Source organism: Chryseobacterium potabilaquae, assembly GCF_902728265.1.
Taxonomy (GTDB): domain Bacteria; phylum Bacteroidota; class Bacteroidia; order Flavobacteriales; family Weeksellaceae; genus Chryseobacterium; species Chryseobacterium potabilaquae.
In genome coordinates this window covers 1-20,312 of the sequence record NZ_CACVBR010000032.1, presented here as the reverse complement: position 1 = coordinate 20,312, position 20,312 = coordinate 1, and the positions used below count along the sequence as shown (strand labels likewise).

General features: G+C 35.8%; 19 protein-coding genes. 18 read left to right on the top strand and 1 reads right to left on the bottom strand.

Annotation, left to right across the window (positions count from 1 at the left end; genetic code table 11):
* Positions 1-57 precede the first annotated feature (57 nt).
* The 13 genes from CHRY9293_RS14145 to CHRY9293_RS14085 all read left to right on the top strand — a co-directional run bounded on the left by CHRY9293_RS14145 (position 58) and on the right by CHRY9293_RS14085 (position 14,242).
* On the top strand, positions 58-3,387 hold the full coding sequence (locus CHRY9293_RS14145; RefSeq protein ID WP_162033574.1) for a hypothetical protein: 3,330 nt from the start codon (positions 58-60) through the stop codon (positions 3,385-3,387).
* 69 nt (positions 3,388-3,456) lie between these two features.
* Complete coding sequence (locus CHRY9293_RS14140) at positions 3,457-5,400, top strand: hypothetical protein (RefSeq protein ID WP_162033573.1); 1,944 nt, start codon at positions 3,457-3,459, stop codon at positions 5,398-5,400.
* Positions 5,387-7,165, top strand: coding sequence for a hypothetical protein (locus CHRY9293_RS14135; RefSeq protein WP_162033572.1), 1,779 nt, complete (start codon positions 5,387-5,389; stop codon positions 7,163-7,165). Before CHRY9293_RS14140 ends, CHRY9293_RS14135 begins: the two co-directional genes overlap by 14 nt.
* Before the next feature lie 61 nt (positions 7,166-7,226).
* Positions 7,227-7,832, top strand: coding sequence for a hypothetical protein (locus tag CHRY9293_RS14130; protein ID WP_162033571.1), 606 nt, complete (start codon positions 7,227-7,229; stop codon positions 7,830-7,832).
* A 7-nt stretch (positions 7,833-7,839) separates the two neighbouring features.
* Entirely contained in the window at positions 7,840-9,543 is a 1,704-nt protein-coding gene (locus CHRY9293_RS14125) for a hypothetical protein (RefSeq protein WP_162033570.1), read from the top strand.
* Positions 9,540-10,334, top strand: coding sequence for a hypothetical protein (locus CHRY9293_RS14120; protein ID WP_162033569.1), 795 nt, complete (start codon positions 9,540-9,542; stop codon positions 10,332-10,334). Before CHRY9293_RS14125 ends, CHRY9293_RS14120 begins: the two co-directional genes overlap by 4 nt.
* The gene (locus CHRY9293_RS14115) at positions 10,301-11,329 is read left to right on the top strand and encodes a hypothetical protein (protein WP_162033568.1); all 1,029 of its coding nucleotides are present in this window, start codon (positions 10,301-10,303) and stop codon (positions 11,327-11,329) included. Before CHRY9293_RS14120 ends, CHRY9293_RS14115 begins: the two co-directional genes overlap by 34 nt.
* Complete coding sequence (locus CHRY9293_RS14110; RefSeq protein WP_162033567.1) at positions 11,330-11,782, top strand: hypothetical protein; 453 nt, start codon at positions 11,330-11,332, stop codon at positions 11,780-11,782.
* Positions 11,775-12,263, top strand: coding sequence for a hypothetical protein (locus CHRY9293_RS14105; RefSeq protein ID WP_162033566.1), 489 nt, complete (start codon positions 11,775-11,777; stop codon positions 12,261-12,263). The genes CHRY9293_RS14110 and CHRY9293_RS14105 overlap by 8 nt, the downstream gene beginning before the upstream one ends.
* Positions 12,260-12,577 carry a hypothetical protein gene (locus tag CHRY9293_RS14100; protein WP_162033565.1) on the top strand — a complete coding sequence of 106 codons (318 nt, stop codon included), beginning with the start codon at positions 12,260-12,262 and terminating at the stop codon, positions 12,575-12,577. Before CHRY9293_RS14105 ends, CHRY9293_RS14100 begins: the two co-directional genes overlap by 4 nt.
* Positions 12,562-12,924, top strand: coding sequence for a hypothetical protein (locus CHRY9293_RS14095; protein ID WP_162033564.1), 363 nt, complete (start codon positions 12,562-12,564; stop codon positions 12,922-12,924). The genes CHRY9293_RS14100 and CHRY9293_RS14095 overlap by 16 nt, the downstream gene beginning before the upstream one ends.
* Positions 12,912-13,382, top strand: a complete 471-nt coding sequence (locus CHRY9293_RS14090; protein ID WP_162033563.1) for a hypothetical protein — start codon at positions 12,912-12,914, stop codon at positions 13,380-13,382. The genes CHRY9293_RS14095 and CHRY9293_RS14090 overlap by 13 nt, the downstream gene beginning before the upstream one ends.
* 2 nt (positions 13,383-13,384) lie before the next feature.
* Complete coding sequence (locus tag CHRY9293_RS14085) at positions 13,385-14,242, top strand: hypothetical protein (protein ID WP_162033562.1); 858 nt, start codon at positions 13,385-13,387, stop codon at positions 14,240-14,242.
* Between the two features lie 167 nt (positions 14,243-14,409).
* Here CHRY9293_RS14085 and CHRY9293_RS14080 read toward each other — a convergent pair whose 3' ends face one another.
* Positions 14,410-14,700 (bottom strand): hypothetical protein, encoded by a 291-nt coding sequence (locus CHRY9293_RS14080; RefSeq protein WP_162033561.1) that lies wholly within the window; start codon positions 14,698-14,700, stop codon positions 14,410-14,412.
* A 215-nt stretch (positions 14,701-14,915) separates the two neighbouring features.
* Here CHRY9293_RS14080 and CHRY9293_RS14075 point away from each other — a divergent pair, with 215 nt between their 5' ends.
* From CHRY9293_RS14075 to CHRY9293_RS14055, 5 genes are all read left to right on the top strand, one after another.
* Positions 14,916-15,989: a hypothetical protein gene (locus CHRY9293_RS14075; protein WP_162033560.1), complete on the top strand. Its 1,074-nt coding sequence runs from the start codon at positions 14,916-14,918 to the stop codon at positions 15,987-15,989.
* A 15-nt stretch (positions 15,990-16,004) separates the two neighbouring features.
* A complete protein-coding gene (locus tag CHRY9293_RS18740; protein WP_228455544.1) occupies positions 16,005-18,338 on the top strand; it encodes an autotransporter outer membrane beta-barrel domain-containing protein in 2,334 nt (777 codons plus the stop codon).
* A 22-nt stretch (positions 18,339-18,360) separates the two neighbouring features.
* The gene (locus CHRY9293_RS14065; protein ID WP_162033559.1) at positions 18,361-18,714 is read left to right on the top strand and encodes a hypothetical protein; all 354 of its coding nucleotides are present in this window, start codon (positions 18,361-18,363) and stop codon (positions 18,712-18,714) included.
* A gap of 49 nt (positions 18,715-18,763) precedes the next feature.
* Positions 18,764-19,513, top strand: a complete 750-nt coding sequence (locus CHRY9293_RS14060) for a hypothetical protein (RefSeq protein ID WP_162033558.1) — start codon at positions 18,764-18,766, stop codon at positions 19,511-19,513.
* 106 nt (positions 19,514-19,619) lie between these two features.
* Complete coding sequence (locus CHRY9293_RS14055; RefSeq protein ID WP_162033557.1) at positions 19,620-20,156, top strand: N-acetylmuramoyl-L-alanine amidase; 537 nt, start codon at positions 19,620-19,622, stop codon at positions 20,154-20,156.
* Positions 20,157-20,312: the final 156 nt, after the last annotated feature.

Sequence of the window (20,312 nt, the reverse complement as noted above, 5' to 3'; positions counted from 1 at the left end):
GGCTTATGAATGATTTTTTGTCAAAATCCAAAAAGACATAAACGATACATTTGTCTTATGGATCCAAGTGCTATTTTCACCGTTGAATTTGACAAAGAGAAGTTTGTAAATAATGTTTCTGATGCGATTAAATCAAGCGAAAAGTTCGAGGAGAAAATGGAATCTTTATCTAAAAGTGCCGATCAAATTAATTTCTCCAGACCCATATCTCAACTTAACAAATTTAAAGAAGAGCTTACCTCTGCCTTTAAAGCTCAAAACTCACAATTGGGTCTTTCCAGGGATCAGATCAATCAATCGGTCGATAATATTATAAAGTCGGAATCAAAAATAAAAGAATTTCTGAGCGCCTTCAAGAAAGATTTACAATCGGCAACAGATCCTCAGGAGTTTAAAACGTTGAGAGAGGCAGTCACTCTTACTGAAAATGCTCTTGCTGAATTAACGGGAGAAGAACTCAAAAACGAAACGGCCACCAAATCGGCAAAAGCGAGATTGAGAGAAATGAAACAGGAACTCATAGAGCTTGAAGATGCAGGTCTTGATGATACCCAAATGTTTCGGCAGCTCACGATAGAAAGTGCTCGGCTAACAGATCAAATGGGTGACCAGGCAGAACAAATCAGGGTCTTATCTTCTGATACTTTTGGTCTGGATGCAGGGGTTGACCTGCTTACGCAATTGGCTGCAGGCTGGCAGCTAACAGAAGGAGCAATGCAACTATTTGGACTTTCTACTGAAGAAACAGAGGAGCAGATGCAAAAATTGGTGGCCATTCAATCCGTAATGAATGGACTTCAGGAAATTCACGCTTTTTTAACAGGACAAAGTGCCGCGAAATTAGCCCTACTCAACGGTTGGAATAAAGCAGTGGCCCTGAGTACAGCGTTAGTGGCCACTGTTACCGGGGAAGCAACGCTGGCTACAAGAGCCTTTTCCACCGCTTTGGCAGCAACCGGTATAGGAGCCGTAGTGGTAGCCCTGGGATTATTAATTGCCAATTGGGAAGAAATTACCACTGCTATTACAGGAGCCACTGCTGCTACGGATGCGATTGAAAAAGCTCAAAAAAGTGCCACAGATACTTTGGCATCGGCCAATAAAGAAATTGAACTTCAAAAAGGTTTATTTGAAGCGGCCAGAAAAGGGGTTATCAGTAAAAAACAGGCCTTAGATGATTATAACAAAACATTTGGGGATGTGCTGGGAACTGCTAAAAGCTATAATGAAGCCGAAAGGATTTTCAGAGATAAGACAGGCGCCTATTTAGCAGCTCTAAAAACAAGAACGATTGCAGAAGCCTTATTTCAGGAATCAGCAAAAAAAAGAGCCGAAGCCTCTACTCTCCAATTAAATGGATTGGATAAATTCCGGTCCAGGTTTTTTCAGCTTACCGATTCGGAACAAAAAAAATACCAACAAATCCTGAAAACACAAGGCAAAGATGCCGCTGATAAATACTACGAAGGAGTTAACGAGGCCTATGTTTTGGCTCAGAAAAAGAAACCCCTTATCGGAGATGCCAATGACATTGAAAAAGAAGCCACTCAATTTCTTATGGAATCCCTTAGAATTGAAAAAGAAAATCAACTCCAGTTAAATGCCGAAAAAGAGAAGACTAAAAAAGAAAAAAATAAATCGCAAGTTGAAAATATCTATGAAGAATTACAACGAGGTTTTCAAAGTGATCTTGAAAAATTAAATACAGCCGATTTGAATGGCCTCTCTGCTATCAATGCCAAAGCTGAAGAAAATTACAAAGAAAGAATTCGTAAAATAAATGAGGCTCTACAAGATGGTAAGCTCACCAGGCTTCAGGCTGAGGCCCTAAGAAGTACCGTTGTGGGGATCAAAAAAACAGAAATCCAACAGGAAGTTAAAAAATTTCAAGAAGAAAGAGCTAAGGCACTGGAAGAAGCTGATAAGCAGCAACAATCCCTACAAGATGAATTGAGCCAAAACAGAATAGATACTATCCGGAATGAATATGAGCGTGAAATTGAAACCATCAAACTCCAGGAAATACTAAGGCTCCAGTCCATTGAAAATGCCAGAAAAGAAGGAATAGAGAAGATTAATGATCTTGTAAAAGAGGAATATATTAACCAGGAGCAGGCTCAAAAAAGGAGTAAGAATTTACAGCAGGTGTATGACCTGCAAATCGTTGAATTGAAATTAGCCACCAATAAAAAACTTCAGGATGTCAATCTTAGAAGACTGGAGAGTGAACGCGATTTATATGATAAACATCTGGAAACATTACAGTCTTTTTTAACCAGTCAGCAAACCCTGGAGATAAAAGCCATTACAGAGAGATTCAATGCAGGTTTAATTAATGAAGAAAAGTTAAACTCCCAGATCAGCAAAATCCAAAAAAAGTATAGGGAGCAGGAAAAACAAAACAGGATTCGTCAGATTAACGATACTATAGAAGCTTTACAAATAGAGATTCAGGCCACAGAGGATGCTAAAGAGAAAGAAACCAAATTAAAACAAATCTATGACCTTCAAGCCGAGCGAAATACGTTAGAAACCAACCAAAGAAAAACCCCTTCCTTTTTAGAACAAATATTTGGCAATGATGAGCAGGCCAAGAAAAAGGCTGAAGCAGTACAAAATCTTGTAAAAACTACGATCCAGAGCTCTATTGATCTGTTAAAAGAACAGTCCCAGTTAGAAGTAGAAGCCTACGATCGTGCGATATCACTACAACAGGGAAGGGTCGATGAAGCCCGAAAAATTGCAGATGCCGGAAATGCTGAATATCTTAAGCAGGAAACTGACCGATTAAATGAACTGGAAGCCAGACGTGAAGGGGCTGCAAGAAGACAGCTGGAAATTGATCAGGCGGTTCAGGCTTCCCAGATACTCGTAGCCGTTGCCGGGGCTGCTGCTCAGATCGCACAAGGAGGAACAGTGGCTGTTATTACAGGAATTGCCTCTATCATAGCGGCTCTGGGAACAGGAATTACCCTGGTGAATCAAATGAAATCCAATGCGCCTGAGTTTTATCAGGGAACTGAATATGTTGAAAGAGGAGCTCACCCGGAAGGTAGAGACACTATTCCAGCTATGCTCAATATTGGAGAACGGATTGTTCCCACCTATATCAACAAACAATTAAAAGGAATTAAAAATAAAGATTTACCCAAACTCCTCACCGGTGAATTGTTTTACAACCCTATGATCCAAATGGGTGAAAAGAATCTATCAAAAGAAGATAATACTTCCGGACTGGAAGAAAGACTAAAAAATTTGGAAAGTATACAATCTGAACAATTGGAATATTTAAAAACATTAGGAATAAACATTGTCATGGATAGTGAGGGCTTTGCAGCTTCTTTAGAGACCGTTTCACTCAAAAAGAAAAAAATGTTTAATGCATAAGTACGCCCAATGAAAATGGGTTTACGAATCCGGCCCAACATTGTTTATTTTCCCTAAGATACTACCACCATGCTTACTATTGAAATCAGAAAACACCAACATGTAGATCAGAACGGTAATAACGTGCTGATCGATTGCACAAATGCTATTGCAACCTATATTTCGGGAACAATACCCGATAACGACTGGATTGATATAACCCAGGATTGTGAAAATTTAGATACCCTGGAATTTTCAGAAAAACAACCCGATAAGCAAAATAAACAAAGGGAAAAAGGAGCCACCAGCCAGATTGTAATTGGTTTTGATGCCTATCATCTTATTATGGATTGGCTTATGTCTACCCCTTGTAGTTTTCTAAATTATTTTGATGTCAGGATCACAGATACGGAGTTAAACTATCAGTACAAGCCTTATGAACTCAAGCCGGACAATATAGAAATGTGCCAGGATGAGGGTTGTCAATTAACTTTACCCCTGAGGGAATCAGATCATTTAAAAAGTGTTGTTGATAAATTATCCATTCATGATAACTGGCAGGGTTGGTTTGGGGGTGGAGCAAAAGATTTTCCCTGCATTCAGGTTTTCAAACATTTGAATGCGATGACTAAAGCGTTTACCATTGGGGCATGGGCAGTGGTAGATGCCATCAAAGCATTTTCAATCATAGGCCTCTTTATTGATATATCCACTCTTTATAAAAAGGCTTACGGATTCGGAAATTTTCTTCCATCACCCTATATCAGAGATATTCTTGAAAATTGTATGTCAAAGATCGGATATACCATTAATACCCCATTTGATGTGGGTAAATTTGCAGAAAATGACGTTTTTGTCTATTCCAATGGATATTATCATACCAACTATGATGATGAGCCTTTAAGTCCCAGTCAAAAATTTATATTTGAAAACAGATTGGTATGGCAGCTATCAGATTTTCTGGAAGCCATTTGTGACTTGTATTGCTCTATATGGGTGATTTCAGGAACTACTTTATACATTATTCCTCAGAAAGATAATGATAATACTGAACCTGTTTTGGAAATAGCAGAACAGGATGTGGTCAGTGATTGTAAAACATTCTCCTTTGAAAAAGGAAAAGCAGGAGGTAATTATGAGTATAGTAAAGATAGTGCTGATACCGCAAGTGGGGATACCATCAACGAGTATAATGATGTAGTAGACTTTGATGGGGTAACCAATAACGCCATGCTGGAGGGATTATTTGATAAAAAATTCAGATTTTCAAGTTCAAGTTTTTGGGGTGATTCTTTTGGAGATGATATGCAGGAAGAAATAGAAAATTTTTCTATTATAGTAGCCGTTCTAATCGCTATCGTACTATCCTGTGTAGCTTTATCTTTTGTTACTGGTACAGCAGGAGCAAATGTGGCAGCAGGAGGTTTTATTGCTTCTGCAGCGATTGTCATCGCAGCCACTGTAGCGATCACCGGGGCAGCAATTGCATTTATCAATGGGCTTGGAAGTAGCACGAAATATGGTTACAGCAATGCTCATTTCAAAGGATCATTAAAGGTGGTGGGGACCGGAAGTATATTTACACCACGAATCATACGCATGAATCCCGGTAGTGACAACAGAAATAAAAAACCGGTGATCATCAGTAGTGATTCAATACAGATTAATCCCTATTATAATACATTCGGGATCTCATGGCGTAATCAATGGACAGGCTATGGTTACGGAGATTTTAATGAGGCCTTTAACTATCCTTTATTCTTTGACTCCCTGTATTTTGGAACACTGTATGATACGCTACATGAAAAAGCAGACAATGCCTTGTTTCTTTCTCAAAGCAATGAGTCAAGAAAGCTGGTCATTCCTTTATGTGGAGACTATCTATCAAAAACAGGCGTGAATAATGATCAGGACTCCATTATTGGAAAAATTATTCTTTACAAAAACACCCGATATAAAGTGATTGATTTTCAGATCAAATATACAGACTTAAGTATCACTTTCAATTTGAAAAAACAAAATGAGATTATATAGTTCAATAAACAGTTTTTGTGATTCCTATGCGATTCCAATTAGTGAAAGTACTATTGGATATTTGCAGTTTTTTAGTGAATTGGTTATCCCGAATTCTACGGATGTGGTCACATTAAAATGCTATGTTGTAGATGCTATTGCCATAAATGAAGTTTTGGCAACGCCACTCAATAGTATTGTTCAATACCTGGGAGATGATACTTTTAGGATGCTTATTCAGGGATTTCATGATATCCCTGAATCATTCAGATTCCGATTCAAAATAGTCATTACTACCGAATCAAACTCAGCGATAGTATATTCCGATTTGTTCTCGTTTGAGAAATGCGGTGTCAGTTATCCGATCATTCCCTGTTTGGCAGAGGGGCAACAATATTCAGGATCCGGCGCTTTTCTAGGAGAAATCACCGGAAGTATTGTGTATCAAAGCTGGCATACCCATGACCCTAAAAAATATACCCCTGTCGTCTTTTTACGAAATGTTTCATTTAATAAAAAAACAAGTACGATTGAATATAAAAAACTTAATAATAAACCCTTAAAAAGCACATTAAAAAAGAATTTCAATTTAATTTGCGAACCTGTTTCTGGTATTTACAGTGAGTATGTCATGGATATTTTTGGTTTTGGAAAAATCAACCTTTTAGCAAAAACCTATGCTTTTGATACCTATTCAGATGAAATACTTGATGAGAAAGACTGCCATTCACTTTATAAAATTTCAGCTACTGCCTATCAGGAAACTCAGTTGAGACTTCAATGTTCTAACCAATGTGTGGTTTTGGATCCCATCACCTGTGAGGATTTGGTAGGTCCTGATGAAAATGTCATTGTGCAGGTAAGTCCTGATGATTTTGTTATCGGACATACCCTGGATATTACCCAACAAATTTTAAACAGCACCGGATTTGATATTTCTGAACTGGATTTTTTAAACGGGATCCGAAATGATTGCTGGATTATCGTGTATGATACAAGTCATATTATGCTCAGATATGATCCTGTTAATCCTAATGGAAGTTGTGAAGAATTAGCCTTTAATTATAGTATTTGTGATGTTATGATCTCTGTTATTATTAAGATTATGACTCAGGAATTACCATGTATAGCTTCTACCTTAACTTCTATAACATACTCAGGCATCGATCCGATGGGTTATACTATCATAGGGGAGTTCAATACAGAGGTTAGATTACAGTATTCTGCTGATCATGTAAGTTGGATAGATGCGGGTGTATTCCCTATAGGAATGGAAATATTTACCAATAGCTTACCTGTAGATTCTCAGCTGTTTGTAAGAGTGATTTCGACATGTGAAGAAGGATTGATTTCCAATGTTATTGAGTACCAAAGTTTTATTATAGACTACAGGTCTGATTTTGTTTCAACTATCTATAAAGCTGACTCCGGAAGTCATTATGTAGGGCAATTAAAATTCAATAATTTACAGATTCACACCGTTGATTTGTCTGATATTGTGAAGGTAGAAGTTAGGTGTAGATTTAGAGCAATAGGGGAAAATATATGGTTTGATCAAACAGAAACATACGATATTCCTATCCCTTCCCCTTCTCTATCTTTATCCCATCAATTTATCTATGGATTCAAAGATCCTTCAAAATATATTGGGACAAGAGACTGGAATGGAGCTGATAACTTCTTCCATGAAATAAAAATATATACCTCATTGGGAAATTACATCGCATTCCCCCCAGCTACCACCAACCAAATATGGTATGGTGATTATCCTGATGCTATTACATAAAGTCTATATTTTGTCAAAATAAGAAAGTATTCAGCATTTACCTTTGTTAAAAAATAGAAGCATGTCTATACTAGATGAATTGTTAATTGCGTGCAGTACAGACTGCGCAACCGAGCAGCTACCCTCTATATCCGACCCCTGTAATCCTGAGGTCTGGTACGGAAGGGCAAACGAAATCTTATTTGTTCCATGTACTGAACAAATAGACGAGAGCTGGATTATGAATTTAGGCAATTGGCAAAGAGTATTTCATGATGTGGGCTTTATGGGTCGAAAAACCGGAAAAGGAATAGGTTCTTATACCCAGGTCAATGCTACTGCTATTGATACAGGGGCCAATTGCGGAATACCCACTCTTGTGGGGACTAAAACAACATGGGAACTGAGCTATAGAAAAGTCATTATTGACAGATCCACTCAACTTACTACCCATACTTTTGCCAACACATTACAAACGGGCGCTTTACATCAGTATAAATTATTTGTCCGATATTGTGATGCTGTGGATATGATTCTGCCTATTGGTAAGGCAGCCTTGAGTAAATTCAATAGTACATTACCTGAAGGAGTCGATGATTTTATGACCATAGAATATGGGTTTCAGTGGAAACAAACAGGGATTCCTACCCCCATTCTTGTACCTGGTTTAGGAGCCGTTTTACAATAAAAATAGCATGACCACCTATTCTAAAGAGAATATTTCCGAGCTTACTAAAAAAATAATAGGGAGTCGCGATGAAAACGCATTCCCTTTTAATTATTGGAATAAAAAGAAACTGGATCTTCAGGTACACACCCAGGGAAAGATGTATGAAAAAACACTGACGGTATTTAAAAATGAAGAACCTTCAGCTTCTCATTTTGTGATGGAAACCTATGAGCCTATCACCAAAAGTTCAATTTGGAAAGGCATTGATAATATTTCAAGGATCTTTAAAAATACAGGATTTGATATTACCACCGATGCAAAAACAAGTCGGTTTATTGCTCAAAGTGGCATTAAAGAAAAGATTATTGACAACTTTGTTAATGGATCTATGTCTAGTGATCCTAACATCTTTGCCGTTCCATATATGGGAGATCCGGGAGATTGGGAAATTAGATTTATAGAATCTCATCTTATTACCTCTATTGATAAAGAATCCATTTCTTTTATCGATGAAACCCACAGCACGTTTGAGATTGAATTAGCGTATTATCCCTTCCTAAGAAAAAACCATCAAAATACCTATAAAGCAGATTGTTTATTATCAAGCTATCCTAAGAAAATATTTTCTCAAAACCAGATCAGATACATCTATATTTCTCGTGAGCAGTATATTATCATAGACTATAAAGGAAAAGGGTTTACAGCAACATTTCATACGCTTGCTAAAGGGACTTATCCTTATATTGCTACAGGAGTCAATAAAGAATTCGGTTTTGTTTCGGAAAGCCCCGTAAGCCCATTTATTCCATTTGGAAATATCTCTTTATTGCAGCATAGAGCGGCAAGAAGTGTGGAAAACATTTTCGGATATCCGAGAATGAGCGAAATGGAACTCCCTTGTGATCATTGCCATCAGGGAAAAGAAAAATGTGAGATAACTGAGGAGTATCCTCTGGGGGAAAGGGAGTGTACCAAATGTCACGGAACGGGATCCTTATCACTCCAATCCATATTTAAAATTTATAAACGGAAACTCTCGGAAGACCCGGCATTAAATGCAGATATAGATCCTGTGAAATTTCATACACCCGATGTCGGGATTCTGGAATATATCAGCAAATCATGGAAAGATACCCTCAGACTTGGAGAGGATGCGATCTATGTTCAGCAGATTGTAGAAACAGGTAATGTACAGAGTGCCAAAAGCAGAGAAAAGCAACTGGAGCAAATGTACAGCTGGCTGGACAGATTGAGTAATTTCTTTTATAATTCTGCCTCCAGGATTATCAATAATGTATGTCTGCTCAATGGGTATGGGAATGTGAGTATTGAAAAGCCCATTTCATTTGCTATTATGAATGAGCTGGAAAGCTTTGAATATCTGAACATGATTGTTAATTCAAACAGCCCCATCTTCATTAAAACGGTGCATATAGAAAATTTCCTTAAGAAATACATCAGCAGTTCTAACCCTATTATACGGGTGGTGGAGCTGCTCAAAAAAGTAGATCTATTTTGCTTCTATTCGATGGATGATCTGCAAAAAATGAGCAATAGTGGTGTTATTGATGATAAACAGTGGAAAATACACGCATATGCTTTTCCCTTGCTTAATCAAATGTATGCTCTAAATCCTGAACTATTCTTACAGGATGATGATGAAATTATTAAGGAACTGGAGCTTAGGCTAGGTACTGTTATCATTTCTTCAAATGCTGTATTGCCATGATATTCGATGATACTCTTCTGCGTGAAAAAGAACTGATTGATGATAAAGAAGTCAAAAAGTTAGAAAACTCACTTGTGGCACTCCTTATAGAAAATATTTCTGAGAATATTACCATGGTCAATAGAAAACTGGAATTTTCAAATACCACCGATAGCATTGTCAAAAAATCCTTAAAAAAGTTTTACAACACCAAAGTATACCGGGAGTCATTGACTAAGTACCTGATAAAAATAGAAGATATTTCTCATTTGAAACTCGCTGCTTATCAAAAAAAAGGACTGTTTATAAACTCTTCAGAGATTAACCCACATCAAAAGCTGGCGATCGATGAGCATTTGAGCTATTTGAATGAAAATGGGCTTAATGCAAGGTTTAATCAAATGTTGCGAAGGATTATCTATTCCAATATATATGCAGGAAGATCACAAAACCAGCTGGAAGCGGAATTGAAAAACTTCATATCCAAAAAAGAAGCGTTAAGCAAATATATAAAGCAAACTGTCATGCAGGGAGCGGATGCATATACTTCCATTATTGATCAAAAAATCACAGATAAATACATGGACAACGTAACAGGATATACGATGGTGGGCTCACTCATTGAGTCTTCAAGCCCGCAATGCAGGTATTGTGGGGAAAAGTTAAAAAGAAATATTAAAAAAGAAGACTGGAAAGCCGTTAAGGAAATTGCTTCACAAAACGGCCTTATGGAAGGAACAGAATTTAAAAATCTTCCCACCCATAAGTTACATTATGGATGCAGGCATCAATTTACACCAATAATACAATGATTATGGATTGCTTACAAAATATCATACAATTTAAAAGCCTTTGCCCCTCTTCTTATAATGGCAGATATGTGGAGGATTTCGTACAGGTAAATAGCATACTGCTTTCCCATCTTGTTAACGAAAATGAACTGAGCGGAAAAGACTATGGAAACCTTATGATCGATGCAGCATGCCAAAGCGTATTATCTGACCTCTATACGAGTTACGGGAATATGGTGCTGGAAAATGTTGTTGAGAATCTTGTTTTTTCAGGGCATTTCAATACGCTTTCGATGGCAGGTGGCGGTTTTTCGTTAAGAGATATGTCAGGTTCTACCATGACTAAAATGGTTATTAAATCGTTAAAGATAAAACCGCTTTTCGATGGTCTTTTTACTGTTATACTCGATGACGGGAAAGAGCCCAAAAGCTTTGACTTTATCGCTCAGAATACCGTGGAAACTTCGTATGCACTAGATTATGAAACTTCGTCTAAAATACTAAAAGTGTATGTTACAGATCCATCAAAAGAATTTTCACAAATTACCGTTACGAAAAAAACATGTGGCAGCTGTTCAGGGGTAAAATATAATGTAGTATTACAGCCCCTTAAAAATAAGCTTCCCGGCAATATCTATTCTACCTTTATTCCTGACGCCTTTTTACTATGTGATTCTTCTGGTTTTATCTGTAAACTACTACAAAGTCCGGTTATAAAGCAGGCTATTATAAAAGCGGTAGCTATTCAGTGTGGGATCAGTGTATATGAAAGGCTTCTTTTATCTCCCAGGGTGAATGATTCAACGATGAATATTAATAAGCAGGCAGCAGAGTTGTATTTGAATACGCTGGTGGGTAAATATCAGGAATTTGTTTTCGGAACTAATTTTGCCTCAGGAATTTCCAAAGCGAATAATATTCCATTAACCGATCTTATTAAGAGAAATATCAAAACCTTCAAAGATATTTGTATCAGCTGTAATTCAAATTATCAAACAAGTACGGTTATTTTCTAAATGAATGCCATCACTCAAACCTTACTCAACATTAAAGAATTTGCAGAGGGTGAAAAACCTTTGGATTATATCCTCATTGCCGTGAACGAAGCAAAAGCTGAATTTCAGAACAGAATATTTAATTCTGAAGAAGGGGCAAAAGATGACAAAGCTAAGGGGTTGGGAAAATATACTAATGCCTATGCCCGATATAGGATAGCAAAAGGCAGACAGGCAAAAGTAATCGATCTTGAATTAACAGGTTCTCTGCGACGTGATATCAAAGTGATTAAAAACCAATCACAGGTAATGATTATCATCATTTCCGATGTAGAACTAGAGAAGCTTGAGCATCTGGAAAGGATGTATACAACAAAAATCTTCTCTCTCAATAAGCAGGAATATGAGAGGTATGCAGAAAAAGCGGCAGAACTTTTTATTGGAGAACTCATACATATATTTAATAATGAATAATACGATTAAAAGCAAAATTGGTTCATTATGGCTTGAATCACCATGTTACCATGAGGTTAGTCTTCAAAAAATAGGAGGAAGAGAAACAGCCTGCTCCTTTGATGGAAAAGATTATATTTCCCTAAATCCTAAAGACAGTGAATGCTCTTTTAGTTATTTCAGAAAATTAAGTGAAGAACCTTTATACATTGATACAGGAGCTTGTAACCTTCTCATGAGTAAAATAAAAGAAGCCTATCGGTTTGTTTATTTTTCTAAAGAAAAAAAAGAGGTGGAACTTCTCCTGTTATTATTTCAAAAGAAACTTTCTCAAGAATTCTCTCTTGTGATAAAAAGCATCAACAGGGATGAGAATAAATTGTTAAAATGGGAATGTGGAATAGTGGATCATGATATAAAACTTAAAAACTGGACCTATTTCTCAATTGACTTTCAACTCACCTATAAATACGATAACTGTTTAATATCTGATTGTCTATGAATTGTTATACCTGTTCGCTTAATCTTTGTACGATCTATCTGGATTGCGACAATAACGCCAGCATTGATTTGAATTTTCCCGCACCCGAAAACGGTGAATATATTTTGTATCTCAAATACCTGAATATTGTATTGTCTTTTTCTACCACTTTTCAGCAAGGAGAGAATCTTCTATTCAATCTCACAGATCTTAATGAACATTACGCATACTCTTTTCATATCATGATAAATGGAGAAAAACTTTTTGTCAATAATGACATGAAATCTTATGATAACTTTACTTTCAGGACAAGAAAAGAATGGAAAATATCCTGATCATATTATCGTGTATAGGTTTTTGCCGGGCTTTTTATTATGCCATTGGTGAGCCCATGTCTGCAATGAACGAAAACGCCATACTATACTGTTATACGGATTGTGTCAGTAGGCTTATTGCCAGGATTCATCATATCCCGCTTCCTGGTGACGGGACTATCGCGTATTATGTTGTTTTAGGATATGTCGAAAGGTATTACAAATTCTTAGGATTTTGTTATATCTGCTTTTCCTTTTGGGTTGGAATGATCTTTTGTGGGTTTTATTTCAATTCACTCCATGACAAAGCAGCCTACTTCGGCTTATTCATATTAATCAATTTTATTATAAGAAAATGGACAATTTAGAACGTTTTAAACCTGAAAACCTTACCCGGGAGGTAATTGATGAAATCAATGCAATGCCCTTAGAAGAGCTCATACAACTGGAAGATATTCCCGGTGTTTTTCTGATCAGAGACAAAGCTTCGACTCATAAACATTACACAGGGCAATCTACCTATAAAAATCTTGCAGTACTTCATAAGCTGGGGTTTAAAAAAAGATATGAAGTCGTTGGCACATATCCCAGCCCCATGAGATCGGTTACTTTACCTGAGGAAAATTTCACCAAAGAGGATTTTATTGCTCCTGAAAAGGAGATTCTAAATAAGGAAGGGGAAGATTCAGGGGAAACCCCCGGGGAACATGCTATAGAAGAAAGTGAAGAGCCGGTATCAGATATCTCAGATGCTGACAACACCAATACCGAAGAAAAAATAACAAAAGTTCAACTCGTTGAAAATAAAGCAAGAAAAACAAAATAAAAATGAGCGAATTATTATACACAAAATTAGGAATTGATCCTTCATCTCTTGAGGGGCTAACAGAGGAAAAGGCTGTAGAAATTGCCAGTACTATCGAAAGTGGAATACGATCAAAAATTCTTGAAAGTGAAGATTTTTATAAAACGCTTGATGAAAATAAGATTCCTTCTGAATATAAAAACAAATATCTTTCGGAAGGGACATCCAAAATTGCCGGAATTGCAAAAAAAACACTGGATAAAGAATTTGCTCTAACCCAGGAAGATAAAAGTAAATTTGGCGAAGAGGACCTTAAGAATATCGACAAATATATTGCTAAAGTAAAAGAGATTTATTCCAGCAAAGTCAATGCTGGAAATAATGAAGTGGGAAATCTTCAGAATGAAAACTTAACCCTGAAACAGTCTGTTGAAGAATATAAAGGTCAACTCGAAAACCTTACTACGGAATATGAATTAAGAACGGCACACAGATTAAAACAAAAAGACATAGAATCTCTGACCATGCTTGAAGTTATTAAATTAAGTGGTCAGATCATGGGGAATATCGGAGCTACCTTTAAACTGGTGTATCCGTCCCTTACTGAAAAGTATGCCATTGTAGAAGAAGGGGGAATTCCTACCATTAGAAAAAAAGATAATCCTGCTTTTAAAGTTGAATTTGATAATGCGGGAAAAAAAGAGCATTTATCATTGAATAGAGCACTTGAATTAGAATATAAGGCACTGGGACTTTGGAAGGAAGCAGAAGAAAAATCCAATCCCAAAACAATCACAATAAATACAGATTTTATGAACAAAACAATTCCTGAAAATATTCAGGATAGTATTAAAAAAGAAAGGGCGTTTTTAGAATCGTAATATTAAAAAAATAGTGTAAAGCTGTCCAAATTAAAACAGGCTCTTTTTAAAAATCCTAATTAAGTGTCTGTTTTTATTTATCTTTTATATAGGTTAGATATGTGAATAGCAATACAATCAAGGCATTTATTATAACAGCAACAATCTTTACAACATTCCATATAAATCTACAATTTTTTTAAAAATTCTTTGTATTTATAAGGTTTTCTTTTAAAAATAAACTTAGGAGCAGAATCTATTTCTATAATACCTTCAAATGATATTTTGTATGATTTAAGGGAAGGTGATGAACTTTGAACCGAATATACATAACCATCATCTACAAATTTCTTAATAGCCGGAGCCATCAAATCCTTTTCTTCCTTATTAAATCCTTTTATTTCATCTTTTGTAATTGAATATCCATTGTTGTCCTTGATATAATTCAAAAATCTATCTAGAAAATCTATTTTACTCATAATTATCAGTTTCTGGAAATTTACTGAAAAAAAGAAATTTATAATTAAAAAACACTATATCAAAAGTAAAAATAATCTCCTTTTATTTTGTCAAAATAGATCCTTTTATATCTGCTAATTTTGTTTTGGCAGCAGTGCCGTACAACTCTTTTACTCTGTGCGCAAACACGAAATTGCAATAATCCAAATAAGCTTTAACGAAAAATAATGATAAAATGGGTCAATTAACACCTTCTTCAGGTTTATGCATACCTACTACAGGAGAGCTGGTAGAATATTTCGGTAAAAACACTCCGGAAGGAAGAGAAAATGATGGGCTGGGATTTCTTCAATTTTTGAAATCTCAGGCTAATATGCAAGGTACCAAAAGATTATCTGACAGTATAAAGGGGGTGGCAGGGAAGAGACGAGGGGTAAAATTAATGTATACCTCTCCGATTTGCTATTCTATTTGTGCAAGCCCTTTCAATTGTCTGGAAATGAGAACACCTTATTCCGTTCCCTTAAACGTTGTGGACTATGAAATTGAAACAAGATATACCCCTTGTGATGGTACAGGTGAACCTATGGAGCTCACCCTCGATGCGGCTCAATACCAGCAGTATTGTGACCTTGATGACGCCTCTTTTTTTGGGGATCTTATTATGGGGTATGATATGAGATTTATGAAAGAACTCAATAAGGTTCTTGTGGAAATGCTCCTTACCAATATTACCAATACTCAGGTGAGTTATCCCATTGTTTCTTCAAATCAGATGACAGGACAAAGAGTGGTTAATAATGAGTTGCCGTTATGGCTTAAGGAACTTGTCGCTACCGCTAAGATGGAGTATTCAGAATATGTCATTTTTGGCGGACAGCTCGTGAATCTCATAGCAACGAAATTTGGACTAAGAACCTCTACTACGCAGGGGGAAGTCTATACCATTAATGATCTGCCTCCTTTATATTATGACAGAAACTTTGATACTGTTTTCGGAAAAAACTCTTTAGTCCTGCTTCCTAAAAAAGCATTTCAATTCGTAGACTGGACTCAATATGAAGGTTCAAAAGCATTCAAGGGTGAAAAAGAAATTTTCTTCACCAAAAATGTTCCGCTGGGCAATTCCTCATTTCAGATTATCGACTGGATATGGAAATGGGATCCTGAATGTTCAAAATACAAGTATATGCCTTCTCTGTACGCAGAACTGGTAAAAACCATTGGGGAAAATTGCGAGGATGCGGATCAGGATGGGATTTTCATTATCAAAGATTGTAGTACTACAGTAATTCCTGTATGTCCTTAATATAAATAAAAAAAGATGCCTAATCTTATTAGTCTCCATGTTGTGTATGATTCAGCCGGTCTTCTGACCGGACTGAATGATATTGACCTTGTGTGCTCAATTTCACCACCCGAAAATAAACAAATCTCTAGCGCAGTCTATGATATTTCAGTGAGCCCCCCCGTAAAGGTTTCTAATCCTATCAATGGAAATACTAAGATACTGGTCAAAATAGAAGACTGTGATGGTTCTTATTATTTAGTATCCGATTCTTATGGAAAAATATCCGATGCCATGGGAGCTGATTGTGAGTTTTGCGTGTCGCAACCTTTTGGAGAAGAGCCGGAAACGGATCCTATATTTTCAGCATCCCCTGCGCATGATATTACATCAGGTCATATCACGTTTTTAAATACGAAGGATTACAATAGTCTGAACAATCGGCCTGATCTTTCATTAAAAGCCGATTTGGTAGGAGGTAAAGTACCTGCATCTCAGCTTCCAAGTTATGTAGATGATGTTTTAGAATTTGCAGATTTGTCCTCTTTTCCTAATCCTGGAGAAGAAGGGAAAATATATGTTGCTTTAGATACTAATAGAATATACAGATGGAGTGGATCAGCGTATATCGAAGTATCACCAGATACGGATCATTTAACTCAAAGATCAGTAATTCAAAATGTAACCTATACTCAGGATTCCACTAATTATTATATCAAGGGGCAGGTGTTGCATTTGGCTAAAGATCAAACGGCAATCAACTTTGCTCCAGGAAATTTATCATTTTATTTAAACGGGACTTTACAAACCGGTACAGGGATTTTAATAGACAGAGAAGTGAGCCCTACACCTTTATTGTCTAATATGACTTCTTTAAGAGATATGAATGGTGATGTGGCAACAGTAGGATATGCATTCATCCCGTTTATTATTACTATTCCTAAATCAACCAATACTGCGGCTTTGTATTCTAATGGAAATGGTTATATATCATTTGTATTGAGCTATACAAGTTTTAATCCTGATAATCTGATCTCCACGCCTATGTATGTGATGAGGGCTGTTTTTACAGATTCAGTGCCCTATCTGCCATTAGCGGGAGGGAATATGACAGGGGCAATACATTTTCCTGCAACGTATTTAGTACCTGTATCTTTAACGAGAGATTTTGCAGGGGTTGCAGGTACTTCAGGATGGGCAAGAGATTTTACTCAAGTTATAGATAATACAGGAGCTATTGATTCTTTCGGGCATTATGGTAGCTACCATAATGGAGTGGTTGATATATTAGTTGGATATATGGGAGGTAAAACATATCTTACAAAAAATGCCTTAAAATGGGATTCTAACCAGGCTGTCATTATTGGATCTACAGGAATATCAGGAACTTCATTACCTACAGCTGGTTATGCGTTGGATATAGTAGGGAATGAATTGGTTAGGGGGAATGTTGATTTTACAGGAAATGTAAATACAACCAGTGGAGATCTATTACTTCAAAGATTAGGAGTAACTGCTTTAAGAGCCAATGCAGCAGACACTATACTATCAGGAAATGTTCCCACAGGTATTATTTATTTAAGACCCCAAGGAGATACAGCTTCAGCGGGACAAGTGATTATTAATCCCAATAACACCCAATTTGTAACTGCCTATAATCTGTTATTTGGAGCCCAAACAATTTCAGGAGCTTCTTTATTTCATACAGATATACCGGCAGATTCGGTAAGAGGATATGGATTATGGATGGGGCAAAACTTACAATTTAATGGAACAGATTTTATTCAACCCAGAGGAGATTTACCATCTTATGGTTTTACGGTAAATAATCATAAAAAGTTTTCTTTTAATAGAGGATCGAGTACGGGAGTGAGTGGAAATGTAGTTACGTTGACAGAGTTGGTGAGTATTAATGACACCGGTGTAATAACTACATTAAATACAGGAAATAGCACCCAGTGGAATAATAAACAGGATGCTTTAGTTAGTGGAACGAACTTAAAAACGGTAAATTCTAATTCGTTGTTGGGGAGTGGAAATATTAATATTCCAGTACCTCCTGTACAATTTGGAACTTCTTATACGAAAGAGTGGAATGGTTCTGTTACGACAGCGACTAATACCGCGGTTTTTAATATATCTTCTGCCTCTTTTTCTAGTATCTCTAATATCTCAGTAGCTACAGAGTTAATTGGAGCGAGTGTCAATAATGCTCCTATTGGAGTGATCACAGCAAGAAGTTTAACGAGTATCACTGTCTCTTTATATGAAAGCAAAAATACAGGGGTGTTAATTGGTGGTAATATTGAGGGGTTAGAAGATCATTCCGTAACGAATACTGTAGTGTATTTAACAGTGAAAGGAAATTAATGTTTAATAAATAATCAAAAAAATGCACCAAATACTAATTGAAAATTTTGGAGCTTTCATGGGTGCAATTTTAACGGGCATTGTAGGTTTTTTATTTGGAAAGAAAAAGTTGCAAGCTGAGGTTGCCGGAATGTCTGCAGATAATGAAGGTAAGGAAATTGAAAATGCTGACAAATTAGTGAAACTTTATAAAGAAGTTTTAGATGATTTGGGCAATCGATATGAAATAAAATTTAAAGAATTATCTTCTATCTACGACAGTAAAATAAAATTACTGGAGGATGAGATTAATTTGCACAAAAGAATTATCGCTCAATTAAAGGAAGAAAATATCATCTTGAAACAGAAAATAAAATTTGGGGGAGTTACACGTTAATGACGATGAATATTTATATGGATTTTCATAGATTTATAAGAAAATCATTATGAATAATCATGAAAAACAACAAAAAGAAGAGGAAAAACAAATTTTTGAATCCTTCCAAAAAGCTTATGATGACTTTCCAATTGGAAAATGTTGTCCATTTGAGGGGCCTGATTACTTAATATACACTGCAGAAAAAAAAATTGGTATAGAGATAACAGAAATAATTTTTAATAATAATCCCTCAAACAGAAAGACCACGAAAGAAACAGAGAGTTTGTATAATCGAATTGGAAATTTATTATGTGAAAAGCTTGACGAAATTTTAAATTTTAAATTTATTTTGAGCATTAATTTTAATAGTGATGATTTTACAAACAAACAAAAACCAAAAATTTCTAAAAAAACAATATCCAAAATCGTGGAAACAACAATTAATTATTTTAAAGAAATTAAATGGCCTGACGATTGTACAAACAAAGATTTTGATGATTGGAAAAGGCTTCCACCACAAATTAATAATATTAATATTTATAAGCAGTTTATAGAGGAAGAACCATCTTATTATGATGAGTCTACAGGTGGAGCGCTTCCATCCTTAACGTTAGAATATTTAAAAAGCACACTAGAAAATAAGGAAAAGTGTCTGAAAAAATATTCTCAGTGTGATGAATATTGGCTACTTCTTTTTGAAAGGGGCTCTTCTTTATCAACTAGTTTTAAAAGCATAGAAACATTTGAAGTTGCAACTACATTTGATAAAGTATTCATATATCGAAATTCTAAAGATAGAGTATTTAAACTGAAGTAATCTTCACGATATTGATAATAATATATCACGTAATTAAAGGAAGAAACATCATGTTGAAATAAAAAAATCAAAACCAGTGATTACTCCATAAAAACTAAATTTAGACATGATATTTATTTCAGCAGGACATCACAATACTGATCCAGGTGCAGTTTCAAATGGTTATATTGAAAGGGATCTGACAAAAGATGCTCGAAATGTAATTATTCAAAGTTTGGATCTGAAAAATGTAATTCAAGACAAAGATTTTGAAACTAATTTGCAGTATCAAAGAAGAATTAAACCGGGAAATGGATCCGTAGTTTTTGATATCCATTTTAATTCAGGACCTCCTACAGCTGGAGGAACTGAATGTTACGTAAATCAAAACGACTTTGCGGATAAAAACTCTTTATCCTATAAAATGGCTGATGAAATTTGCAGGACTACATCCAGAATATTAGGAATTCGAAATCGAGGGGTAAAATCTGAAAACCATAGCCAACATCCAAGAATTGGTATCCTTAATCTGGGATCTGGAGTTTCTGTTTTATGGGAGATATGTTTTATTTCCTCGGTAATAAACATGCAAAATTATCTTCAAAAAAAGAATGATTTATTGAAAGAGGTGGCTGCAGTTTTGAAGAAATATGAGATTAATTAATAATCTGATATTAAAAAGTTCCCAATTAGAGGTAGTGTCTCACTAACTGTGTAAGTTAAAAAGTTATTCTGGAAAATTTAGAGCTCTTACAGCTCAAGAAATTTTTCGGAACTCACTTTTTATTATTTTTAACCATTACATAGTTATGATTGACAA